The sequence below is a fragment of the Allocatenococcus thiocycli genome (assembly GCF_921292965.1).
GTDB lineage: Bacteria > Pseudomonadota > Gammaproteobacteria > Enterobacterales > Vibrionaceae > Vibrio > Vibrio natriegens.
In genome coordinates, this window is the sequence record NZ_CAKLCK010000029.1 from 68,390 (window position 1) to 88,822 (window position 20,433).

Genomic DNA, 20,433 nt, shown 5'->3' on the forward strand with positions numbered 1-20,433 from the left:
ATATTTAATATTATCAAAATTTACTCAATTATTCCTGTTCACCCTCATCTGGGATTTGCGCTGATAACGCACCAGCCAGTTGAGCCTGCCTTAGCTTCCTAGTCATAAATGCAGCATCATCGATTAGCTTCTTGCTTGATCTGTACCTTTTACCGATTTCAGATATATCCGTCGCATCAATAGATGGATCTGATAGCAAAGCCGAAAGTTCTTCTGGTCTTTGCGCTACCTTGGGCACGTTTTTGATATAAGCCTTTACTAATTCCTCTCCGTTTTTACCAGCCTTGGTAATGTCATTTAAAAATCTGACATTCCTTTCTCCAAGTTTCTTGGCGATTTTAGCTGATACATAGCCTACGGTTGGAACGGCAGCAGCGACTAATGGACCACCAGCAAGCATTCCGCCAGCAAAACCAAGAGAACCTAGTAGCATGTTTGTTTGCTGGTCGGCTCCAAACCCTAACTTACCAAGCTTCTTAAACATGTTCTCCATGCTCCCGCCCTGAGTTATCTGCTGCATGGCTTTTACTTCATCAGGTGTAAATCCCCTTCTTTTCTTTTTGTTTTTCAATATTGATCTGATTTCATTTCTCAGCCCATTCTCAAATCCGCTAGCAGCCTCTGAAGCTTTAAATACCGCCTCATCAATTACCTCTGCCTTTTTAACTCTAGATATTAAATTTCGCGCGTCTCTGTATTTCCCGCCAAGATTTTGACCGCCAGATGAAGCAAGTTTCTCTCCTTGAGAATCAAGGAAATCATCAATGGTTGATATAATCTTGGATCCGATAGCTGACTCAGTAGCATTATCTATTGCGTTTGCTGGTATTTGTGCGACTTTTCTTAGCTGATCAATATCACTAAGTTTAATTTGACCCTTTTTGTAATCACTCTCAAGCCTGTCCAAAAAACCCTTAACCTTAGGTGTTAGATTGGGATCAAAGCCACTCTGTCTTGCTACGTTGTTTATCTTTATGCCAAGATTTAGATAGTCTGACTTAGGAACTCTAACCCCAGCATCGTCAATTTCTTTATACAGTTTTGATGCAGCTTGTCTTAACTGTTTTATCTCAGGAGCAGATTGAGATAGCGCGGCTTTTGGTTTTGGTTCTAATATGTTTTTTGGTTTAACTATCCTCCCAGCGCCTTTAACACCGACAAGTTCTAAAACCGCCTCAGGTATTGATTGAGCTAAACCACCAAGAACCCAACTTCCAGTGGCATCTCTAGTCGCATCCCCCAGCCACTCTCCAGTTGACTCGATAACCTCACCAACTGGTTGAATTGCTTCACCAAGCGCTTGCTGATACTCAATCCCAGACTCTGTTTTTGGTTGGTAAGTCAAAGCTTCTTGAGTTGACTCTATAGTGTCAGTTGCACTTTTCAAATCCCCACCAGAAGCTAACTCGCCAAGGCCAGCAATTCCAGCGATAGGGGTTGAAATAGCTCCAGATAATAAGTTCGCAGCAACCTCTGCGCCACCTGTTATTGCTCCACCTAATGAGCTTTTATCCTGTGTGAATTTATCATTGGGCTTTGTTTGGTAAGAGTATTGCTCCGCTTTATTTTTTGCTATATCGCTATAAGGCGTGGCCACTTGTTTAGCTTGTTGTGGATCTTCATCTTGTGGCATGGGTGTTGCAGGATCACGTTCAGCCTCAATTTGACTCGAACCATCAGAATCAATAACAAATCCAGATGGTAATTCAGAGCTATTATTATCAACCACAAACCCTTCCGGTAAAGTTACATTGGTTGCCATTGTCCACCTCTAAATATTAATCTCTCACCAGTTTGTGGGTTGGTTGCCGTCTGCCCTTCAGAGTATGCTGTTTTTTGCTCTTCCTGAGGCTCAGCCTGCTGCGGTTTGTAATATGTATCATCACCAGTTACTTTAAGTGCTTCATACACACCACCAGACTGTCCAGCGATTGACTTGAGCTGACGCTCAAGAGAGTTTCTTTTCTGATCCAAGCGTTTTTTACTATCACCTGGTCGCGGCATATATCGGTTAAAGAAATCTTTTCGCTCGAACTCGGTAATAGCGGCACCCGTTTCACGACGAGCAATGGCGTTTATCATTTCATCTACTGCCCCCATGAAAATCTGATCTTCTGGGGTTTTAAGTAAGTTTGATACAGAGCCGCCGCCGAAAGCAGCATCAACCCAAGCGGCCTTTGATGGGTCATAGCCTTCACTGTACATTCTATCGATGGTGTTTAAACCAGAATCGAGCGTTACCGCGAAACCGCCGTTTTTAAGCTGGAATTCTTTTGCTTCTGCCAGTACAGATTGAGCCTGAGCAGGCGTAAAGCGCTTGCCAGTTACTGGGTTAGCAACGGACTCGCCATTGCCGATTGGAGCTTCAGAGCCATCTGAAAAGTATTTAACCCCGCCCGAAACCTCTTTAAGGGTTGGCTTTTTATTTCCAGCCGTCTGCCTTTTTAAAGCAAGCTCTTCCCTTCTCAAATCAATCTGAGCTTGTTGATAAGGCGTCATCTTCTCAGGCTTAGTTGAGTTATATGCATCCCATCGTTTGGGGGCCTTGAATGCAGTTATCTCTTCCGTTGTTTTCAAGAAGCCTTCAGGGTTATTTTTGTACATTTCGAGACGACCGAGTGTTTCAGTTGGATCGCCACCAACACTATTCAGGTAAGACACGCGCTCATTGAGATACTTCTCAGTATTATCCGGGTCAGACAGGATTTTGAAGTTGGTATCGAGAAAGTTCTTCTCTGTAGCTGCATCTTTGAATTTAAACGCACCTGTGATGGCCTCCGACATTTGAGGGTATTTGAGAGATACCTCTGCAATCTGGCTCGGGTCACCAGACTTCATGGCTGCGCTGATTTCTTCTTGCGCCAGCTGTTGTTTTTGCTGCAACTGCTCTCTTTCGCGCTTTTGAGCAAAGGCCTGACCAACTGACTGGCCAATTTGACCTAATGCCTGACTTTGATGTTGGCTAGCGGATAGAACTCCGCTCCAATCTGGATTATACCCTTGCATAGTCAACCACCTTGTAACCTGATTTGTCTTTAGATACTGCTTCTGGTGTCACGCTTTCGGCATGGTCAGCAATAACGCCACGGCCTGAGCCAACAAGCCCAAGTTTCTCTGCTTTATCGTTCCAATCCCATGTGTAAATCTCGTTTCCACGTCTGGTAAATTCACCCGTCGCTTTGATATTTTTCTTGAGTCGGATGTCAGAAAACGCAGCAAAAAGACCAGATCCAGAAGTGCCTCCACTAGCTCCGGCAGCTAATATGCCAGCCCCTGCAGACAATAGAGCGGTATTGCTTTCTTGATTGGCAGCTGCTGCATTTAGCGTATTAGAGCCAATACCAGATAGAGTGCCTGACATGCCGCTTAAGACGTTTCCGCCAAACGAGCCCAGACTTTGAGAGCCTTGCATTCCCTGCCCAGATATCGCACCAAGCGCATTGTAGTAGTTGTATAAATTGCCGTAGTTTTCGTTAGCGACGCTGCTCAGTACATTTGCAGAACTTGCACCAAGCGCATTGCCTGTTGCTGTAGAACCCAAACCGCCCGTGGCTTCAGCAGAATTCAACAGGGAATATTGAGCCTGTCGGTTTGCTTCCTGAAACGCTTCTGAGTTGGCGGCTGCTTCATAATCTGGACCAGCAGACAGTTCAGATAACAACCCTTCCTGTTTCTTCAGTGCTCGCTGACCGGCTTTTGAATAGGGTTCGTATTGTCCCTTAATGTAATCAAGCCAATCCTGCTGCATCGCCAGCGTTTTATAGCCAAGCTTGTTGGATTGTTTTGCGGCATCTTCAGTTGCGCTTGCGCCAGTGATACCACCAAAAACATCCCCTATCGCGTCTCCTACAAAGCTCATATGTACCTCACCATTTTAATTACTTTCGTTACAGAGCCATCCTTTCTCAGACCTTCGAATTCTGAGTGGTGGGTAAACCCCATATTTTTCGCTAGATTTCTAACGTGCTTGTATTGGCTCTCTATCAGCGCGTGAACTTCTCTTTTTCCGATAATGGACAGAGCATCAGAAACCGCTTCTCTGCACTTGTGTCGTTCGCCTTTCTTCATCGCCATATGAATCTCAACGTACTCACCTCGATCGCGGAGAGCGAACACGGCCGCGCCGTCCCACAGAAAGTAATCTCCGTCTACATTCGGCCACGACGAGACGCCCCACAACCGCATAAGCTGTGAGCCAGTTAATCTGTCTATTCGGTGCATGATTTACCTATTGAGTTGCAATAATTTTGATTTGAGTTGCAGTGAAGCCGCTGCCGTTGGCCTTGATGAGAATATCAATGCCCGGGTCGGTTATGTCGTCGTCTGTTTCGACTGAGAAGAACGTAGCAATGAATATGTTATCCGTGCTAACTGAGGCATCTCGTGACCTAACGATAATGTCAGGAACAATAGTGCCGAAATCAAACTGCATGGAACGGTTGCCTGATGAGTTGTCGTAAGTACCGATGATCGCCAATTTGAAGTAAAGGTTTTTATCTTTGTTTAACCCGGTCATTAATCCGGTCGTGGTATCAAAAAACGGGGATAAAGAGCCGCTGGTTGGCGTTAGCGTACCGAGTAACTGAAGTAAATTGACCTGAGTGGTTGTGATTGCCAGAGATATTCCGGAATAAACCACTTCCGATTTCTGCCGATAAACGTAGTCTTCTAATTCGGAGATTCTGGTTTCATGGTCAGCCAGCGTTGTCTCGTTATCTGATATTCGAGTTTCATGATTAGCAAGTTGAGACTCATTAGCTGAAATCCTAGATTCATGGTCAGCCAATTCCGTTTCGTTTGCAGAGATTCTTGATTCGTGGTCGGCAAGTTTAGATTCATTTGCTTCGATTCTAGATTCATGGTCTGCAAGTATTAAATCTTGCTCATCGTTTTTTTCTTGGGCATCAAATGCACCCTCGGCCGCTTCGTTGGCCTTGTTCGCAACGTTACCAACATCTGTACTTTGTTGAATGACGTACAGTAGATATGGCTGAGAAAAGACAGAAGGCAGTATGGAAGCATCAATTCGACTTGCCTGAATGACAATAGGATCCATTAAATCTTGGTTTGCCATTACTGAACCCTCACACTGCAATCCGAAAGCGTCACTGGTGATTTGGTGATGATGCGAATTTTGAAACCAATGTTGCGACGAACGCGACCAATTCGACGCATGAGAACACGCTTGTTGTAATCAAATGGCTTGTTCTGAGCAATGGTCCTTTCCTGACCAAATGTAATGCCGTCAGCCGTTGCCGATAGAAATAACTTATCCGCAATCTGAGCAACGCCTGTGCTGGCTTCGAGCGAGAAGTCAAACAAACGAGCGTTATCGCCCTTGATTAGTGGCGTATAAAGAAGGTGCTCTTGCTGGACGCTATATTGTGCTGATGATGCGAAATTAAGTTTTCCCGTTCTCGCTTGGTACTTGTCACCACAACTGATACCGCTACCTTCATAGCAATAGTCTATCGCCTGATGGACATCATCATATAGCCCTGTTTTGATAATGGACCACTGAGCACCACCAGCACTAGCCGCACCGTCAAATACAAGAACATGACGAGGCAAGTGAATGATCAACAGCTCATGAGCATCAAACCGAAGCGTTTCCATAACACCTAGTGACAGCTCTTCTTGTGTGTATTCGCGCAGTATCTTGTCGATGGTCGCTGTTGATATGGAATTGGCCTGACCGGAGCTGATGACGTAAACCGAAGGCGCACCATTGGCTGGATGACTAATGAAAGCGTGAGAATCTAAGAATTCTGCTTTGCAATGTGTGCCAGCAATGCCTTTTTGTACCATCAATGAAGGTTGAGCGGTATAAATCGCAGCCCCGACCGTTGTTGCGCCAGTCAGAGAAAAATACTCAATCGTCGATGAACCAAACATTACCGCAAAATCGCGCCACTTACCGCAACCAATAATCCCATCAGGCTGGCTTTCTGCGCTATAAAACGGAGAATACTGGTCAGGGTGCGATTCATCGGTTAAATCAGTAATACCGAAAGTCTGCGTCCCATCTTTCACCCAAATATAACGGCCTCGAATGCGAACAATGTCACGAACACTGCCGATTTCATATTGGCTGTATTCGACACCATCAACTTCTTTTGGCCAGTTCTCAAGCTGCTTTTCTGTCCCGTCATATCGATACAGCGTCATATTGCCTTGATGAGCGACAGCCTGACTGACTGCAGAGTGAGCCATGCTTACCCGACTGTTTCCTGACACATCGCCCACCTCATCTTCACTTGCGTAAATCTTGCCACCGCAGACTCGGTAAACTTTGTTCTGATGCGTGTTGAATTCAACACCACGAGAAATACCGTCAACGTCTGCTTTTTTATCGACACCAGGAAAAGATCGCAGGTAACTATCGGCGTCTATCACTTCTTTTGGCGTAGCGAGCATGTTAACAGGGAGCGCATCGATGTAATCAGCGTCCTTGTAATTCTTGCCAGTACCTTTAATAAGCGGAAGTTTTGGCATTACTCTTCACCCGGGAAATAGTTCCAGTTATTAACTCGTGCGTTAGTGTTTCCACTGCCGATTGGCATGCGTGACGGATAAGCGGCTTTTTTGGTTTTGCTCAAGACGGACTTGCCAATAAGCTTGTCCTTGCCTTTACGAGCGGTCGCGACAACCTTTGCTGATGCAGTCATTTCATAGTCAGGAGCGATGCGGACAGCAAGATTGTGATAAACCGCGCTCACTGCTGATTGCGGCATGCCGTGATCGTCACCGTCATACGGCTCGTCTGTTGTTTCGTCAGCGAGGATGTACCCAACATCAATGCCGTTACCGTCGTCGTACCATTCAGCCATCATTGACTCAAGGTCTTGGATGGCGTCTTGCATCGATTCTGGTTCGATGTCAGTTAGGGTGGCACTTGATGCCACACCCAACTTACGCAGCGCCGCAAGAACCAATTCACCTTTGGTTGTTATCAGCATGAATACCGCCTTAATTACTCAAGTGCACCGTCATAAACTTCTAACGCTGACGTGCGGTTTTTACCGTCAACTTCGATAGCGCGAGCAGCGGCAATAACATCAGCCGTATAAGGCAATGCAGATAACTCATCGTCCAAATCCGACACTTTTAGCGCGGCCAGTTCTTCGGCCGTTTTTAGTACCGGCGCTACTGGTTCAGGTTTTTTTGTCTCTTCAAAAAGCTTAGACGGGTGGTCAAGCCAGCCTTCTTCCAGATACGAATCAACATCAGCTTTATCAACCACAAGAGTATGAGCAGTCGTATTCCATACTCGAGTGGTACCGCCAGGCTTATATAGCATTACTCTTTTGTTTTGAGATTTCATAATCATCATCCAAATAAAAAGGGAGCCGAAGCTCCCAATTACAAGGCCATTAAGACTGACCAGATAGACCTACACCAATCGCTTCTGGGCGCGTTGCATTAACTGAGTACCACAACGCAATACGAGCTTTGCCAGACAAGGTAGAGATATCACCCTGAGTAGCAAAGATACCGTTTAGACCAACATCAGGAATGCTGAATGAAGTGGTCTTCATGCCCGCAAACAGATCGTGACTTGCCGGAATTGGCTGAGAAACGATACGGATTGCATCGTCTGCCCAGAACACGTTTGACTGTTTGGTGGCAATGTTCAGGATATTCACAGCAGCAGTATCAGCAAGCGAAGTATTCACGTTCGCGTATGCTTTTTCTGCAGTAGTCAGTGTGCCGTCATCAAGTGCGACAGGTTTTGGTGAGATAACGATATCTGTACCATCAACCACATTTACAACCGTGAAGGTTGCGTCTTGAGTCAGCACGTTCTTAGCCATTTGGCTTAGGAACTTAACGCCAGCAAAGCTGATCTTGTCACCACGTTTCAAGCCTGTAGTCGCAGACAGAGTAACTGTCGCAAAGCGGTTATCCACGTTAACTTTGTTGCCATCGTTGTCAGTGGTATACGCTTCAGGTTTGAATGTCTGAGCGCCGTCCACAGTCAGTCCTGAAGCTGTTGATGCGGTAAGCGTTGGCATTTTTGGAGAGCGCAATACATCATCGAAACCAGCAACCTGACGGCCGATAGAGCCTTTTTTGTAGGCGTCTTCAGAAATGCGACCGTAAATATCACGGCCTACCAAATCGTAACCGGCTTTTTTGTAGTCAGCCGGGTTAAAGAAGTAAGATAGGCCCATGCTGCGATCAAATTCACGTGAGAACATGAATTCTTCAGCGTCAGCGACAAAACCCCACCCGTCACCCTTTGCATTGCCAATTTCACTTGCAGATGTCACAACCAAAGAACCCATTTCCGTTGCCGTATTAGCAATTTTTGATTCAACGTTGTTTGCAAGCTTCTTGGCCGCTGCATTAATGCGACGACGATATGACGTTTCATCACGTAGATCGTCTGCACGAAGTTGGAAAAAATCATTGTCAGGGTCGCCCATGTTTACAGCGACGTTAAGCTCAAGAATATCTGACTCATTACCAGTTAAGTCCCAACCTTCCTGAGTTGGCGCTTCTTGCTCTACCGGCATCCAGATAGTGTTGCTTGAGCGTTGCATGTCAGCAGATGGTGGCGTGTACTTATTCACCTTCTGCGCCATTGGCGTCATGTTAGTTACCGTTTCGATAACTTCATCAATCGCCAGAGTAACAATTTGACCTTCGTTCAAAGCCATGATTAATGTCCTTTCAGTTTAGCCTTCAGCTTACGGTATGTGTCTACGTCACCACGGCTTGCCGCTGCGTCCATTTGTTTTTGGACGGCATCACGATTTGCCGCTGTCACATCGCCAGTAATTGGTTCATCAGCAGGTGGCGCAGAAGATATTTGCTTGCTGCGTGGCTTGAGAGTTAAACGTTCAGATAGTCGAGTGAGTTCAATCAGCGCTTGAGCCTCATTCATTGACTTGAGCTGGTTAACTTTCTCTGGGTTTGCGCCCAGGTGATAAATAAGTGCTGCAGATTTATCTGGAAATAGCTGCATGATATTTGCGCCCCAGTTAGCCGGGGCTGCAGTCATGAATGCATCTTCTTTATCCTGATAGTCTGCAATGTTTAGTTTTTCAGCTGCGTCATAATGCTTTTTTGCTGCCTCGACGTATTGCGCTGATTGCTGGGTATATTCCTGAGTTTTTCGTCCCTGCTCAGCTGTAGCATTGCTACGAGCATCTTGCGCTTTGATTAGCCAGTCCGTGTTTGCTGCATTGAATGCGGCAATGGCACGGTTCTGGTCGTAATCGTATTTTTCCAGAGCTTCATCACTTAAAAAGTCATTAATGTCTGGTTGGTTTGGCAACTCAGGATTTACCCGCAAGTTCTCCGGAACTTCACCACGCTGAACCGCTGCCATTTGCTCTTCAAGCTCTCTTTGGCGCTTGCGCTCAATACGGCGTTTTGCAAATTCAGCGTTGGTTGCCGGGTCTTGTTTTGGTTTCGTCTCGTATTCATTCAGAACAACGTCAAAGCCTTCTTCTGCATCTACGTCTGTTGCTGCATTATCAACATCCTGACCATCTTGAGTTGCCACTACTTGATCGTCAGATACGGTTGGGCCTTCAGTTTCCTGAATTTCGTCGGTTTGTTTACTCATGTTTACTCTCACATGGAAGGTTAATTGTTCTCAGCGATTTGCTGGTAATTTATCTCTGCGTTCGCAGGAGGTTGGCTACATCAAGTTGCTGTTGGTGTTGCTGCCCAGCATCTTTCAGTATCAATTCGGCATCAGCGCGAGCTTCATCACTGCGCTGTTGTTGGAAGCTGCCGAGAAGTTTTAGTAATTCTCGCGCTTCTTTTTGTTTGTCTAAGTCAAGGCCGGCGATAATTTCAGCGACCTTAGCGGAAGAGAGTTCGATATCAGCCTGAGCTTTAACAGCATCAACCTGAATGCGTTGCTGGTCGTTCTGCGCTTTCTGCAGATCGGCCTGACCTTGTAGAAGAATGCCTTGAGCCTGAACCATTTCAGGATTTGGCTGCTGTTGCTGCTGTTGAGCTTCAGCCATCCATTGCATTTCTTCGGGTGTTTCTGGTTTCTTGAGCCCTTGAAGAATAAGCTGCTTATTCGCGTACTCACGGGTAATGTCGATTCCTTTGCCATCAAGCAATGACAAGAACTGAAGCAATAGAACATTCCAAACGGGGTTCTGAGCGGGAACTTTAGTAAGAAGCTCACCAATCTCTGTCCGGTTTTGCTCTTTCATTGAGTCGAACGATGGACCAACATCGGTGTAAGTTTCATAGCGACCGCGAATGTCATTCATCACGACCCGCTCACCCGTTTGATAGTCCACAACTTCAGTCATTAGCTGAACGTCGTGTTCGCTACCATCCTCCGAGGTGATCATGACTTTTCTTGGGATGTCATAGGTATCATTGACGATCGACTGATACACCTCGCCATCTCGTCGCATTGCAGTAGCTAAGTTGTCCATGAAGACATACTTGTCTAAGTCAGAGCGCATATTGAGCTGGTTGACGGTATCAAACGAAACCTGACTGCCAGCCGCTTCTGCATCGACACCAAGATCGGCCACTTCCTTAACTGCGCCAGTGGCTGCTTCAAGCATGTAAGCATTAGCTTGCGGAACCTCTGGGTTGTCCATGTAAGAAATAGGCGCTGGCGGTAAATCAACGCTATTTTCATCGGTACGGTTCAGAAGATAATACGGGAAATCATAGGTCCCCTCGTACATGGACTCGTAACCGGCAATCTGCTCTGGATAAAAGAACGGCTTCTTCTTCGGCGTTCTGGCTACTGTGTCAGCATTGAAAGACATGATCATGTTTCGTAGGCGCTGACCGTCTTTAGTAAGACGAACGACACCTTCGTAGACTTCTTTGTCTTCTACAAATCCCCACTCACCAAATACGGGAATAATCGGAATGTATTCGCCGGCAATGAGTTTTTTGTCTTCCAGAATACTGGTCATCGAGATGATGGACTTATAAGTTCGGCAACGCTTTACTTTGCGCTCAGAAATCTTTTGCATTCCTGAATCGGCAAGCTCATCGATTACCTTAGCAATATCCGATTTGAAGTAGCTAACAGGCTCACCCGTTAATGGGTGTTGGTAGATAAATACCGTTTCCTGTTTTTCCTCGACCTCGTAGAATTCAGCAACGTGGATCGTGTCTTGAGTTAACCAAGGGAAAACCCAATCGTTCGGACTCTGGAATGATGGAATGTCACTCTCATCTAGTCCGTGCTTTTCTGCAAAGTCCTCCCAACCACTACGACTTAAAGAGTGAATGATGGTGCAGTGCTTCGCGTCACTTTTGTCTAACTGCTTGCTGTTGCTGTCCCAAATAACATGAGAACAGGCGCTATGAATTGGCTCTCTGCGTATTACCTGGTTATTACTGGTCGGGTTCTGATCTTCGTACTTAGTGCACAAGCGCCAGGCACCAGCGCCACCTTCTATCTGCTCACGAACCGCGACGTTTACTGCCGTTTTCGCCGTGTTGTTTCTCATGTCTGTGCGATACATACCCATGAGAATATCTGCTGAGTTTGGGTCCGACCCATCGACAGGTCTGAACCGAACATCAACCGGATTCTTGCGCATTTCAGCAACTAAGCGACGAACGACCGGACGAACAACATCAAACTGACCACGATACTGCAGTGTTGTGTACTGATTTAGCCAATCGTCCCACTGAGATACTCGACTAAAGAACAAGTCGTTTTTAGCCTCAGTTCTGGCTTCTTCGCTGGCTGTCCAGTCTGCATCGAACTTACGCAGAATTTTTTCTAGCCTTTCTTTATTTTCAGCCATTATCTACCTCTGGGAATTGGCCTTATCGGGGCCGGTGCTTTCTTCTCTTTAGGTTTGGTAATATCGCGCATCATCTTAGCGAAGCGGCGCATCATGTAGGCGTAACGAACCGCATCGAGAACGTCATCGTTTGTTTTGACGATCTTTCCGTTTTCATCTCGGTGATAGAGTCGGAATTCCTCAAAGAACGGTTCGCAGGTATTGAATACTCTGAAGCGACCCTCAAGCATGAGATCGCGTAATTCAGTTAAACCAACCTCAACCGAGTTACCGCCTTCCGGCCAAGTAGCGTGTGATGGAAGCATATTGAAGCCAGCGTCTTTATACTTGCCTCTTAGCTCTTCACCGCCGCCTTTCTCGTGTTGATATCCATCGTGAGGCCAAGCAACAGGAATCTTGTTAGCCCATGACTTAACCGCGCCCCAAGCCTGAACGGCTGTGTTCTCTGATTTCTTCCAGACTCTCGCCAGGTAGAAAACATCTTCGTCTTTATCCCACCACAGCTGAACGTGTGACTGTGGATGGTCCCACCCGAAGTCCTGCCCATTAATGACATAGAAATGTTCAGGACAAGCAAAAGGCTGACACTTAATACTTTCTTCAGGGATTTGGTAAATACGACCGCTACCCATGGTTGGAATACCACGAGCGCGAGCCTCACGTTGATGCTCCGGATATGAAGCAACAATGCGTTCTATTTCTTCTTCGGTGTAATGCTCAGCGTCATAAATGGTCATGTTGACCACTTTCTGAGATTTGCTTGGGTTCTTGACGAACTTGGTTACAACGTCTGACATACCCATTAGTGGAGTAAATGTCAGTATGGAGAACTGACCGTATTTGTTGGTACGAGTAAGACCTTCTGAATAAATTGCTAGTGGTGGTTCTTCGTCGAACCAAACACCATGAACCGTATCACCCTGCCATCGAGCGCGGCCTTGTGAATACGGCTTGAAATAGCAGATTGCGATCCCATCTTCTTTTCCGTCAGCTTTGTGATGACGAATAAGAATGTGATCGACAAGGTTTGGGTAGAAAGGCGATTTCTTCCAGCTGATGATGTCTTCTTTCGGGATTGAGCCGTAACCGGGTTCGCCGTTCTCTTCGATACGACCGCACAAAATACGCTGTGTGGTTTTGGTTACTGTTTCGTTAGTTTCGCCACCGACCCAAAAAACGGGCGGCTCATCGAATACTTTGCCTTTCCAGTCACCTTCCCAGCATCCGTCAGATGGATAACCTGCAGTGCCAGGGTAACGACCAGTAAGATGAAATGCGACTTCAGCGCCACCAGTAAATGATTTCCCCAGCTGGTTGCCCGCCATAAAGCAGCGCTCAGTAAATTCAGCACCGGCTTCGATGAATTCTTTTTGTTTTTCATATGGTAAATACTGGAAAAGCTGGTGCATCTTTTCGTATTCGTTTTCTTCTTCAAGAAGGCGTAGCAGTTCGACCTGTTCTTCGTCGGTTAATGAATCAAGAACCTCTGGACTTAGCATTTAACAACTCCTGAATTCTTGCTTTGCGCTTATCTCTGCCTTCAGCAGTTGGTGACATGGTGCCGTCAGATGATGAGTGGTCGTATTTCTCTTTGAATGCCTGAACTTCGATATGTTTACCAAGAAGCTCAAGGTTCTTGACCTTATCAGGCCATTTAACTTTCTTGAGGAATCCGATTTGTTCCCGTTCTTCACCACGACCTTCAAATAACTCTGAAATATCCATACCAGATAAGTAAGTTCGCCAAACCTTTGGCCATTCGCTTACTGGTTTGATTGAGCCGTCTTCTGAGAGAATGTCGAGAACATCCATCTGGTCTATTTCAACCAGTCGGTTCAATACGTAATTAGCGTCAATCTTGGTTTCTTCAATGCGAGTGCTTTTAAGTTCGGAGATTCGTTTTTGGACTTCAACATTCTTCAACAGCCTCTGACCTGCGCTGTATGCTGTTTTCTTGCTATACCCCGCCCTAATTGCCGCCTGAGTTGCGTTTAGGTCGATGAGATACTCACGACAGAACATCTCTTGCTTGTCAGTGAGTTTTGCCATTGGTTACCTCTACTTCTTATTCTCTGGGGCTTTTCCCATTCCCATTCCGCCCGCATAGACATCACTAAGGCTGTTAATTAGATTTTGATTGGTGTATCCACTTATCCCGCCAACTCTCCCGTCAATCCAATTTACTGGATTATTCAAGTCTTCATGTCTTGCGACAATATATGGTTCCGCTTCTTGCTTTGGCAGTAGCTCCACAGTATGAATATCGCCACCCGTATAACAGTCTCGGGTTTTAGCGTACTCAACCGCTTCTTTTGCTGACTTTCCGAAATCCATTGCAGCTAATGCCCAATATCGGCCACTGCCAATTGCTTCGTTTGTTTCCAGCTCTTCACGCCAGAAAATCTTATCGTCGTTTACTGCGCATCCATAAACCTTCTCGCCATCGAGAGCTAGCGCTTGAGCTTCTGGGATTACGTTAAGCTCAGTTCCAAACCAAGCATCAATAAGCATTTCGTAATCAGTTCGGCATCCGGTCAGCCAAAACCTCACGCCGTTTCGCTCTCGTACCTTCACTGCCGAATCATTTTTAATAATCCCGCCTTCTGTGGCACGAGAGTCCCAAGCAATGGTTTTTGATTTGTGGTGATAAGCGATAGTGGTCATTTGGAATAATTCTCTGGTTTAATTTATATAGCCCCCGAGAATTCAGAGACTAGCCATCAAGGAAGCAGATATAACTCTCTAAAAATCACACTAATCTAATGTGATTTGTAGAATTTTATAAACAAATATTAATCCGTAGGCTCTTCTTGCTTAGGCCAATTGGCTTCAATATGCGCCAATGCTTCTTCTTTGGTATGCGTGCCTGAGTCGTCATTGCAGCTAATCACCACCTCATTAACACTAACTCGCGCATTAGGGTACTTAGCTACATCTTCACAAGTACGAACAGGAGTTATATTTCCTTCACTATCTGTTACTTCTTCTGTAGCTTCCCACACATCCAGCGGAATAAACCTATACATTGCTTGTTTAGACATATTCCCAGCCCTCTTCATTAAAGTTCACATACTCCCCATGATTCACATAAGGCGTCAGCACCTGTTGGTCAGTTACTTTGCGCACTGAGATGTTAGTTACTACTCCTGAAAACGGTGCCCCTGATGTTGCGTAAAAATAAATTGGGTCAGCACCTGCGATTGACGTAAATTTTACACTGTAGTTTCCATCAACCAAACCAGAGCCAATAAAATTACCAGAACCGACTTCCACCCTTAGAGAACCAAGTGTAGTATCTTTTATTTCAAAGTCTAAGATATATTCTTGTGAGTCATCCAAGACAAGCAACTGTGTACAGTTTACCGTAGAATTTACAGATGTTGCTCCTTCCGTTGAAAATGTCCACCCTGAACCTACAGCCGTAGACCAACTCCCATTATCCCCAAACCTGAAATCCCCATTCTTAACCAACCCCTCACGACAGCTAGCTTTAGCTTCTTCATTCTCAGATAAACCAGACAACACAGCACGTTCAGCAAGTGTTTCATAGCCAGTCACTCTCACGTATTGCGGAGCTGCTTCAGTCTCATAATCCAACCAGACAGCCCCGTCCATATCATAAGACTCTGTACCATCCGTTTTATGATGATGTGGAATTGTCTGCCTCATCATAGGGTTGTTAGCCCATCCATCATCCATCGGAAAAAATAAATCTGGATATTGGTCTAAGTTGTCACGAACAGCGCGAGTGATACCTAAATTCTTAATGACTGCTGAGATAAAGCCGGATACGGAGTATCTAACTCCGATAAACCACAAGTAAGTCAAATCAGCCGCTGTTACCTCAATGTGATGCGTGACGCCGGTTGCTGGGGTAAACATCCCCGTAGTATATGGCACACCATCAACTTTTAGCGCAGTAAACCCACTGAACGATAGTGCTGACGATGCGTTAAACTGCAAGACCCCCTCGGAGTTTAATCCGGACACCCGACCGTCTAGGATGTATGTATTTGGAGCGATGCCTGTAAACTCAATGTCAAATTCAATTAGGTCATTCTCAAATGCTGGGATAGGCGCTAAGAATCTGGAGTAGTCATCAATACCGTCACGGTTGTATTGCCAAAACTTATTCCCAGTAGCTAATAAAGTCTTTCTAACTAAACTAGATACCAAGCTTCTTTTGATGATGCTTTTTCTTACCAGCGCTTTCATCACGACACCACTGATACGTTTATTTCTAAATTAGGCTCTAAAGCATTTTCAAGCTTGACGTAAATTGGCATTGTTTTTCCGTGCTCAACAAGTACTTGACCGCCAATAGTTAATGTTACCTCTGCGTCATTCTCATCAAGTAGAGGGACGAAGTTTCCGTAACTGTCGCGATACCCCAGCGTTGCCGTTCCGCCACCCAAATCACCCGAGGCTAAAACAGCACTCGAACGTGCATATAGGTTCGTTATAAGCTTTTCGGAATTAGATGTTATTTTCATAATTTTACCCTGAATTAATGTTCCGCATACCAAGTGACGCTTCACAGAGTGATTGGCACACTTCTCGTCTATTTCCGAGCCGCCAAGATGGACCACCTCCTTATTGTGGAGATGACAAAAACCCTTCGGTAGCGAAAGGAAGGATTCTCAACGTCTCCATGGGAGATTTTTGAATGAGTTACCGCGCTTGCGGAGGTTTATGTCTCTGATGTGCTTTTTGTTCTTTTTCTTCATGATTAACCAAGCTTCGCGCGAACCAGACAGTCTTTCGCTTCCAATAATTTTCGAAGGCCTGCTGACTTCTCTGGACCATCAGGAAGCGCTTCATCCATCTGTTTCGCCAAATCGCCAATCGGCTTACTGACTTCTTGAAGATGATCAGGCAGGTGCGAATATTCGAAATATTTCATGATTGGATTTGTCATTAGTAATGCTCCTGTAAGCATTGGGTTCTGATGTAGTCCTGCAGATATTAGGACTGATTATTCATGCGGATTTTTCGCCGTAAGCCTCTTTGACCTTTTCAAGAAACTCGTCGTCGTGTTTGGTCTTAGTGCCTTTCACTATCTGCTCTGCAAGATAAAAGAAAGCCCATTCAATCAACTTTTCGCTGCCGAATGACATAAGCAGCTTAGAGCCGAATGCGAGTAGCGCTTTTGTGATAATTCCGATCATAATTCCAACCTAACTCTGATTGTCTTGTGCTGCGTATAGCAGGTTATCTGCAACTCGGTTTGACCATCCTCGACCAAACGTAGCGAATGTACTTAATGATGTGTAAAACAAGATGCGTTTAGCCAGGAACCGAAGGAGAACATCATCTTCACTTAGCGCTTCACGGCACTTCATTGTTTTTGGCCCAATGCGTCCATCGTCTTTGGCGCCTACCGCTCTTTGATAAATCTTGGATGCGTTACGCATTCCATGGTTAAACGCCGCATCAAACATTTGGTATTGCATTGCAGTTGAGAATGAATTAATGCCATTCGCGATATAAAAATCTTCGTAATAAATGGCTTTTGCTTGCTCTATTGTCAGGTTCTTTATGTCTAGGTCTGGATAGGTGTTTGCAGCTATGCCGAATTTGGTGCCTTTCAATTCGCCAGACCCAACTCTACCGCCAGTCCAGTTGCCAGGGTCTTTTCTGTTGTCGGTAAACCCGCCCTCAGCCCCCATCACTCGATCGAATATAGTGTCGAAATCCATCAGCCTTCGCCCTCCCCAAACTCCGCTCTAAATCGCTTCTTCTGGAAGTGCCAGTTAATAGTTGCCGTGATGACCATACCTATTGCAGCAATAATTACTGTCCACCAATCTGGAGAGATTCCAGGTGCCCAAGCAAACAGGCCGCAAAACCACGCCCACGCATACGACAAGGAACTGGAAATTTTTTCATTCATACGCATATCCACCCCCTGCCGGAGTGTCCCTTTAAACTTAAATTTAACTGACGATAGAAACGAAAAAAGCCCAGCGAATGCCGAGCTTTGAAATGGTTATTTGCAGCGGAACAGTGCGACCGCCGAAGATTTTATACTGTCAGACTAGGGCAAAAAATTCGTAACGAATAGGGTTATTTTGAAAAAATCACTCACAAACTTCAAATTTCAGTGTTAGCCCAACATCTTCCTGCGCAGTGAGCGCGCCTTGCACGAACGTCTCCATCAGCATTAGAACGCTTCTGACCTTGCCCTCTGAGCACTTTTTTTTATCAGACGCAGAGGCTCGTCTCGCTATCTCGCAGTTATTCAGGCCGTAAACATAACTCAAGATGAAAAACGTCATCGGCCTTGGGTTTTCTGGATCATGCATCATCAACACGATTTTTTCGATAGCGGCTGCATCTTCATCTGAGAGAGTTTCGAAGTATGGCTTAGCCTCCTTGGGAAGAACATTAGACATGCCAGGCGCTTCTCGGTACCAATCGCAGTTAACGTTGTTGTCACTCCAGCTTCCCCACGCTCTAAGTATCTTTTTAGTTGTGCTCAAATCTCTCATTCAATCACCAATAGCTCTTTCTCAATGAGCTTTTCCTGAGTTTCTTCAAGAGCTCTCATTTTATCTGCGGCGTACTGCTCACGGCCTGCTGAATCGATAACGGCATGACAATTAGAACAAGCGTAAACAATGAAATTATCGCCACACTTGATCCCCATACCACGACGAACGCCAACATGAGCAGCCACGGTTGTTTCAGGATTAAAGTTGCAGATGCCAACCAGGCGAAGCGTGCAATCTTCGCCTTTGGCAGACTTGAGTATTTTCTTACTTCTGGCCAGAGTCATTGTGCTACTCCTTACTATACCCACAAGATTTCAATAAGAACCGGCCAAACTTAGTCTTGTTTGTCCAGCCAATGTCGCCGTAGAGGACGTATCGAAATGGCGCAAGAGCGAACGTAAGCGGGTAAGCCCATAGATGATTTAAGCGATGAAAAGCTGTCTTTTTTGGTTTTTCTAGAAGGTATAAATCAAGTCTCGTTCTTGAAAATTCAGAGTGATTGCCAAATAGGAAATCTAGCGTTTCTTCTTTACTCAACGCTACACCACGCCGATCTTCAAACCATTTAATATCCTCATCAACCTTACTTCTGAAGTTCCAATTTGAGTGATTACTTCTCATCGATTTTTTTAAAACGCTCATTGGTTTTGCTCCTCCATCAAATCTCGATACTCGCAGTTAGCTGGTATCTTGATTTCGCATCCTATTGATTCGGCCCACTGAATGATTTGCGTGGTGTAGTGATAGGCCTCGCCTTTATCTAATCCTGCTGTGCTGCGCAATTCTCGACGCTCATACACTTGACCCGTCACGACATCGGTTATCTGTTCAATGTACTCACCGAGGAATTTATATTTCAGCGCTTTCTTAACTCGCTCTGGCGACCAGTCGCGGCCATGATCAACCAGATAAACGCTAATATCTTTGTAGATAACGTGTTGCAGTGCGTTCTGGCTAAGCGATCTCTTTTCCGTCCACTGCTTAACGGAGATGCGCAAAGCGAAACCATCAGAGACAAGTTTTGTGATTTGAGCAATGACGGAGCCAACGGTGCGCATGTCCGCTTTGAGTTCGATAGCTTTCATAACTACCTCGCCACCGAATTAATCAATTGCTTGTCGTCACTTTTTTGATCCAACAAGAACCTTTCGATTGCCAGCGCAGCCTCGCCACTCTTAACCATGCCAGTGGTGAACCTGAATATCCGCCAGCCCATAGCCGTAGCAGTGTTGTACTTCTCACAATCCGCTTCGTAGCCCTTGCCGCGAGTGTGACGACCTTTTGTGTAAACTCCGCCTTCGATTTCAATTGCAACTTTCAAATCTGGATAGGCGAAATCAAACCGCCATCGACGCTTACCGCAAAATCCTTTAAAGCGATATTCAGACTCAGGAACAGGAAGCCCAAGACTCTTGATGTTGCTCTTGAATAACAGCTCTCCAGCGCTAGCCATCAGAAACTTCCTCCATTCGTAGATAACCCAAAAATGGATTCGTATGATTTTTGCAGTTGCTCCCATTCGTCTGAAACGGGATTGAGCGTTGCTTGAAGTCGGGCGGATTGCCCTTTTCCGATCGGATTTAGCTCCTCAACAAGGTATGACTTGCCGTCATGCACATAGACTTTCTTGTATGAGTAGCAGGTAACCAGCGCATCAACGGCTTTGCTATCTGGCAGAACGCAGATCGTTAATTTACTCATGCGCACCCCCAAAGTTGAAAGCTTCCTGAGGTTTCTTGGTGCGCGGTTTTGACTTGGCCTTTGGCGACTTGTATTTGATTTTTGGTTCTATTAGTACCGCTTGCCCCCCCGCAAAATCACAAGCGTCTTTGAATGGGTCACGAGAATTACAGATTTGCTTCTGAAAGAACTGCCACGCTTTACCTGCTTGTGTCAGGGAGTTCTGAACGCTAAAGCCACACGAAACCAAATGCTCGTGGACATTCTTTATGACGATATCTTTCACTCTTCGTCCTCCCATGCGTCCAGATCTTCGCGTTTTGCTTCACCAGAAATGACGTACAGAACGTAAGCCACGACACAGGCGCAAACGTACAAGATGATCCCTTTCCATTCGTCATCAATTTCCATCGTGTAAATCTGTATGCCAACCACCATGGTGATGACGGCAGCAATGAAAAATAGTGAGAGAATTTTTATCTTTTCCATGATCAAGCCTC

At 45.6% G+C, this 20,433-nt stretch carries 29 protein-coding genes; all 29 read right to left on the bottom strand.

What is annotated here, in order from left to right:
- Nucleotides 1-28: 28 nt before the first annotated feature.
- Nucleotides 29-1,762 (bottom strand): hypothetical protein, encoded by a 1,734-nt coding sequence (locus L9Q40_RS10395; protein ID WP_498793217.1) that lies wholly within the window; start codon nucleotides 1,760-1,762, stop codon nucleotides 29-31.
- Complete coding sequence (locus L9Q40_RS10400) at nucleotides 1,747-3,006, bottom strand: hypothetical protein (RefSeq protein ID WP_498793218.1); 1,260 nt, start codon at nucleotides 3,004-3,006, stop codon at nucleotides 1,747-1,749. Before L9Q40_RS10400 ends, L9Q40_RS10395 begins: the two co-directional genes overlap by 16 nt.
- Nucleotides 2,993-3,859, bottom strand: coding sequence for a tail fiber domain-containing protein (locus L9Q40_RS10405; protein WP_498793219.1), 867 nt, complete (start codon nucleotides 3,857-3,859; stop codon nucleotides 2,993-2,995). The genes L9Q40_RS10400 and L9Q40_RS10405 overlap by 14 nt, the downstream gene beginning before the upstream one ends.
- Nucleotides 3,856-4,221, bottom strand: a complete 366-nt coding sequence (locus L9Q40_RS10410; RefSeq protein WP_498793220.1) for a hypothetical protein — start codon at nucleotides 4,219-4,221, stop codon at nucleotides 3,856-3,858. The genes L9Q40_RS10405 and L9Q40_RS10410 overlap by 4 nt, the downstream gene beginning before the upstream one ends.
- Before the next feature lie 7 nt (nucleotides 4,222-4,228).
- Nucleotides 4,229-5,074 (bottom strand): tail needle knob protein, encoded by an 846-nt coding sequence (locus L9Q40_RS10415; protein ID WP_498793221.1) that lies wholly within the window; start codon nucleotides 5,072-5,074, stop codon nucleotides 4,229-4,231.
- Entirely contained in the window at nucleotides 5,074-6,495 is a 1,422-nt protein-coding gene (locus L9Q40_RS10420; RefSeq protein WP_498793222.1) for a packaged DNA stabilization protein, read from the bottom strand. Before L9Q40_RS10420 ends, L9Q40_RS10415 begins: the two co-directional genes overlap by 1 nt.
- Nucleotides 6,495-6,959 carry a packaged DNA stabilization gp4 family protein gene (locus tag L9Q40_RS10425; RefSeq protein ID WP_498793223.1) on the bottom strand — a complete coding sequence of 155 codons (465 nt, stop codon included), beginning with the start codon at nucleotides 6,957-6,959 and terminating at the stop codon, nucleotides 6,495-6,497. Before L9Q40_RS10425 ends, L9Q40_RS10420 begins: the two co-directional genes overlap by 1 nt.
- A 14-nt stretch (nucleotides 6,960-6,973) precedes the next feature.
- Nucleotides 6,974-7,324, bottom strand: a complete 351-nt coding sequence (locus L9Q40_RS10430; RefSeq protein ID WP_498793224.1) for a hypothetical protein — start codon at nucleotides 7,322-7,324, stop codon at nucleotides 6,974-6,976.
- Between the two features lie 49 nt (nucleotides 7,325-7,373).
- Nucleotides 7,374-8,663 carry a P22 phage major capsid protein family protein gene (locus tag L9Q40_RS10435; protein ID WP_498793225.1) on the bottom strand — a complete coding sequence of 430 codons (1,290 nt, stop codon included), beginning with the start codon at nucleotides 8,661-8,663 and terminating at the stop codon, nucleotides 7,374-7,376.
- Between the two features lie 2 nt (nucleotides 8,664-8,665).
- Complete coding sequence (locus tag L9Q40_RS10440) at nucleotides 8,666-9,577, bottom strand: hypothetical protein (protein ID WP_498793226.1); 912 nt, start codon at nucleotides 9,575-9,577, stop codon at nucleotides 8,666-8,668.
- A 49-nt stretch (nucleotides 9,578-9,626) separates the two neighbouring features.
- A complete protein-coding gene (locus L9Q40_RS10445; protein WP_498793227.1) occupies nucleotides 9,627-11,759 on the bottom strand; it encodes a portal protein in 2,133 nt (710 codons plus the stop codon).
- The gene (locus L9Q40_RS10450; protein WP_498793228.1) at nucleotides 11,759-13,258 is read right to left on the bottom strand and encodes a terminase large subunit domain-containing protein; all 1,500 of its coding nucleotides are present in this window, start codon (nucleotides 13,256-13,258) and stop codon (nucleotides 11,759-11,761) included. Before L9Q40_RS10450 ends, L9Q40_RS10445 begins: the two co-directional genes overlap by 1 nt.
- Complete coding sequence (locus tag L9Q40_RS10455) at nucleotides 13,236-13,808, bottom strand: terminase small subunit (protein ID WP_498793229.1); 573 nt, start codon at nucleotides 13,806-13,808, stop codon at nucleotides 13,236-13,238. Before L9Q40_RS10455 ends, L9Q40_RS10450 begins: the two co-directional genes overlap by 23 nt.
- A gap of 9 nt (nucleotides 13,809-13,817) precedes the next feature.
- A complete protein-coding gene (locus L9Q40_RS10460; RefSeq protein ID WP_498793230.1) occupies nucleotides 13,818-14,423 on the bottom strand; it encodes a hypothetical protein in 606 nt (201 codons plus the stop codon).
- 128 nt (nucleotides 14,424-14,551) lie between these two features.
- Nucleotides 14,552-14,800, bottom strand: a complete 249-nt coding sequence (locus tag L9Q40_RS10465) for a hypothetical protein (RefSeq protein WP_498793231.1) — start codon at nucleotides 14,798-14,800, stop codon at nucleotides 14,552-14,554.
- Entirely contained in the window at nucleotides 14,793-15,974 is a 1,182-nt protein-coding gene (locus L9Q40_RS10470) for a hypothetical protein (protein ID WP_498793232.1), read from the bottom strand. The genes L9Q40_RS10465 and L9Q40_RS10470 overlap by 8 nt, the downstream gene beginning before the upstream one ends.
- Nucleotides 15,974-16,252, bottom strand: a complete 279-nt coding sequence (locus L9Q40_RS10475) for a hypothetical protein (RefSeq protein WP_498793233.1) — start codon at nucleotides 16,250-16,252, stop codon at nucleotides 15,974-15,976. Before L9Q40_RS10475 ends, L9Q40_RS10470 begins: the two co-directional genes overlap by 1 nt.
- 236 nt (nucleotides 16,253-16,488) lie before the next feature.
- Nucleotides 16,489-16,677 (bottom strand): hypothetical protein, encoded by a 189-nt coding sequence (locus tag L9Q40_RS10480; protein WP_498793234.1) that lies wholly within the window; start codon nucleotides 16,675-16,677, stop codon nucleotides 16,489-16,491.
- 61 nt (nucleotides 16,678-16,738) lie between these two features.
- Nucleotides 16,739-16,927, bottom strand: coding sequence for a hypothetical protein (locus tag L9Q40_RS10485; protein WP_498793235.1), 189 nt, complete (start codon nucleotides 16,925-16,927; stop codon nucleotides 16,739-16,741).
- Nucleotides 16,928-16,936: 9 nt separating this feature from the next.
- Complete coding sequence (locus L9Q40_RS10490; protein ID WP_498793236.1) at nucleotides 16,937-17,458, bottom strand: glycoside hydrolase family 108 protein; 522 nt, start codon at nucleotides 17,456-17,458, stop codon at nucleotides 16,937-16,939.
- Entirely contained in the window at nucleotides 17,458-17,652 is a 195-nt protein-coding gene (locus tag L9Q40_RS10495) for a hypothetical protein (protein ID WP_498793237.1), read from the bottom strand. Before L9Q40_RS10495 ends, L9Q40_RS10490 begins: the two co-directional genes overlap by 1 nt.
- Nucleotides 17,653-17,839: 187 nt before the next feature.
- Nucleotides 17,840-18,250: an antiterminator Q family protein gene (locus L9Q40_RS10500; RefSeq protein ID WP_498793238.1), complete on the bottom strand. Its 411-nt coding sequence runs from the start codon at nucleotides 18,248-18,250 to the stop codon at nucleotides 17,840-17,842.
- The gene (locus L9Q40_RS10505) at nucleotides 18,247-18,537 is read right to left on the bottom strand and encodes a nuclease domain-containing protein (protein ID WP_498793239.1); all 291 of its coding nucleotides are present in this window, start codon (nucleotides 18,535-18,537) and stop codon (nucleotides 18,247-18,249) included. Before L9Q40_RS10505 ends, L9Q40_RS10500 begins: the two co-directional genes overlap by 4 nt.
- Before the next feature lie 4 nt (nucleotides 18,538-18,541).
- Complete coding sequence (locus tag L9Q40_RS10510) at nucleotides 18,542-18,895, bottom strand: hypothetical protein (protein ID WP_498793240.1); 354 nt, start codon at nucleotides 18,893-18,895, stop codon at nucleotides 18,542-18,544.
- On the bottom strand, nucleotides 18,892-19,338 hold the full coding sequence (locus tag L9Q40_RS10515; protein WP_498793241.1) for a NinB/YbcN family protein: 447 nt from the start codon (nucleotides 19,336-19,338) through the stop codon (nucleotides 18,892-18,894). Before L9Q40_RS10515 ends, L9Q40_RS10510 begins: the two co-directional genes overlap by 4 nt.
- A gap of 2 nt (nucleotides 19,339-19,340) precedes the next feature.
- Nucleotides 19,341-19,706, bottom strand: coding sequence for a putative endonuclease domain-containing protein (locus L9Q40_RS10520; RefSeq protein WP_498793242.1), 366 nt, complete (start codon nucleotides 19,704-19,706; stop codon nucleotides 19,341-19,343).
- The gene (locus L9Q40_RS10525; RefSeq protein ID WP_498793243.1) at nucleotides 19,706-19,954 is read right to left on the bottom strand and encodes a hypothetical protein; all 249 of its coding nucleotides are present in this window, start codon (nucleotides 19,952-19,954) and stop codon (nucleotides 19,706-19,708) included. The genes L9Q40_RS10520 and L9Q40_RS10525 overlap by 1 nt, the downstream gene beginning before the upstream one ends.
- Complete coding sequence (locus L9Q40_RS10530; RefSeq protein WP_498793244.1) at nucleotides 19,947-20,219, bottom strand: hypothetical protein; 273 nt, start codon at nucleotides 20,217-20,219, stop codon at nucleotides 19,947-19,949. The genes L9Q40_RS10525 and L9Q40_RS10530 overlap by 8 nt, the downstream gene beginning before the upstream one ends.
- Nucleotides 20,216-20,422 (bottom strand): hypothetical protein, encoded by a 207-nt coding sequence (locus L9Q40_RS10535; protein WP_498793245.1) that lies wholly within the window; start codon nucleotides 20,420-20,422, stop codon nucleotides 20,216-20,218. The genes L9Q40_RS10530 and L9Q40_RS10535 overlap by 4 nt, the downstream gene beginning before the upstream one ends.
- Between the last annotated feature and the right edge of the window lie 11 nt (nucleotides 20,423-20,433).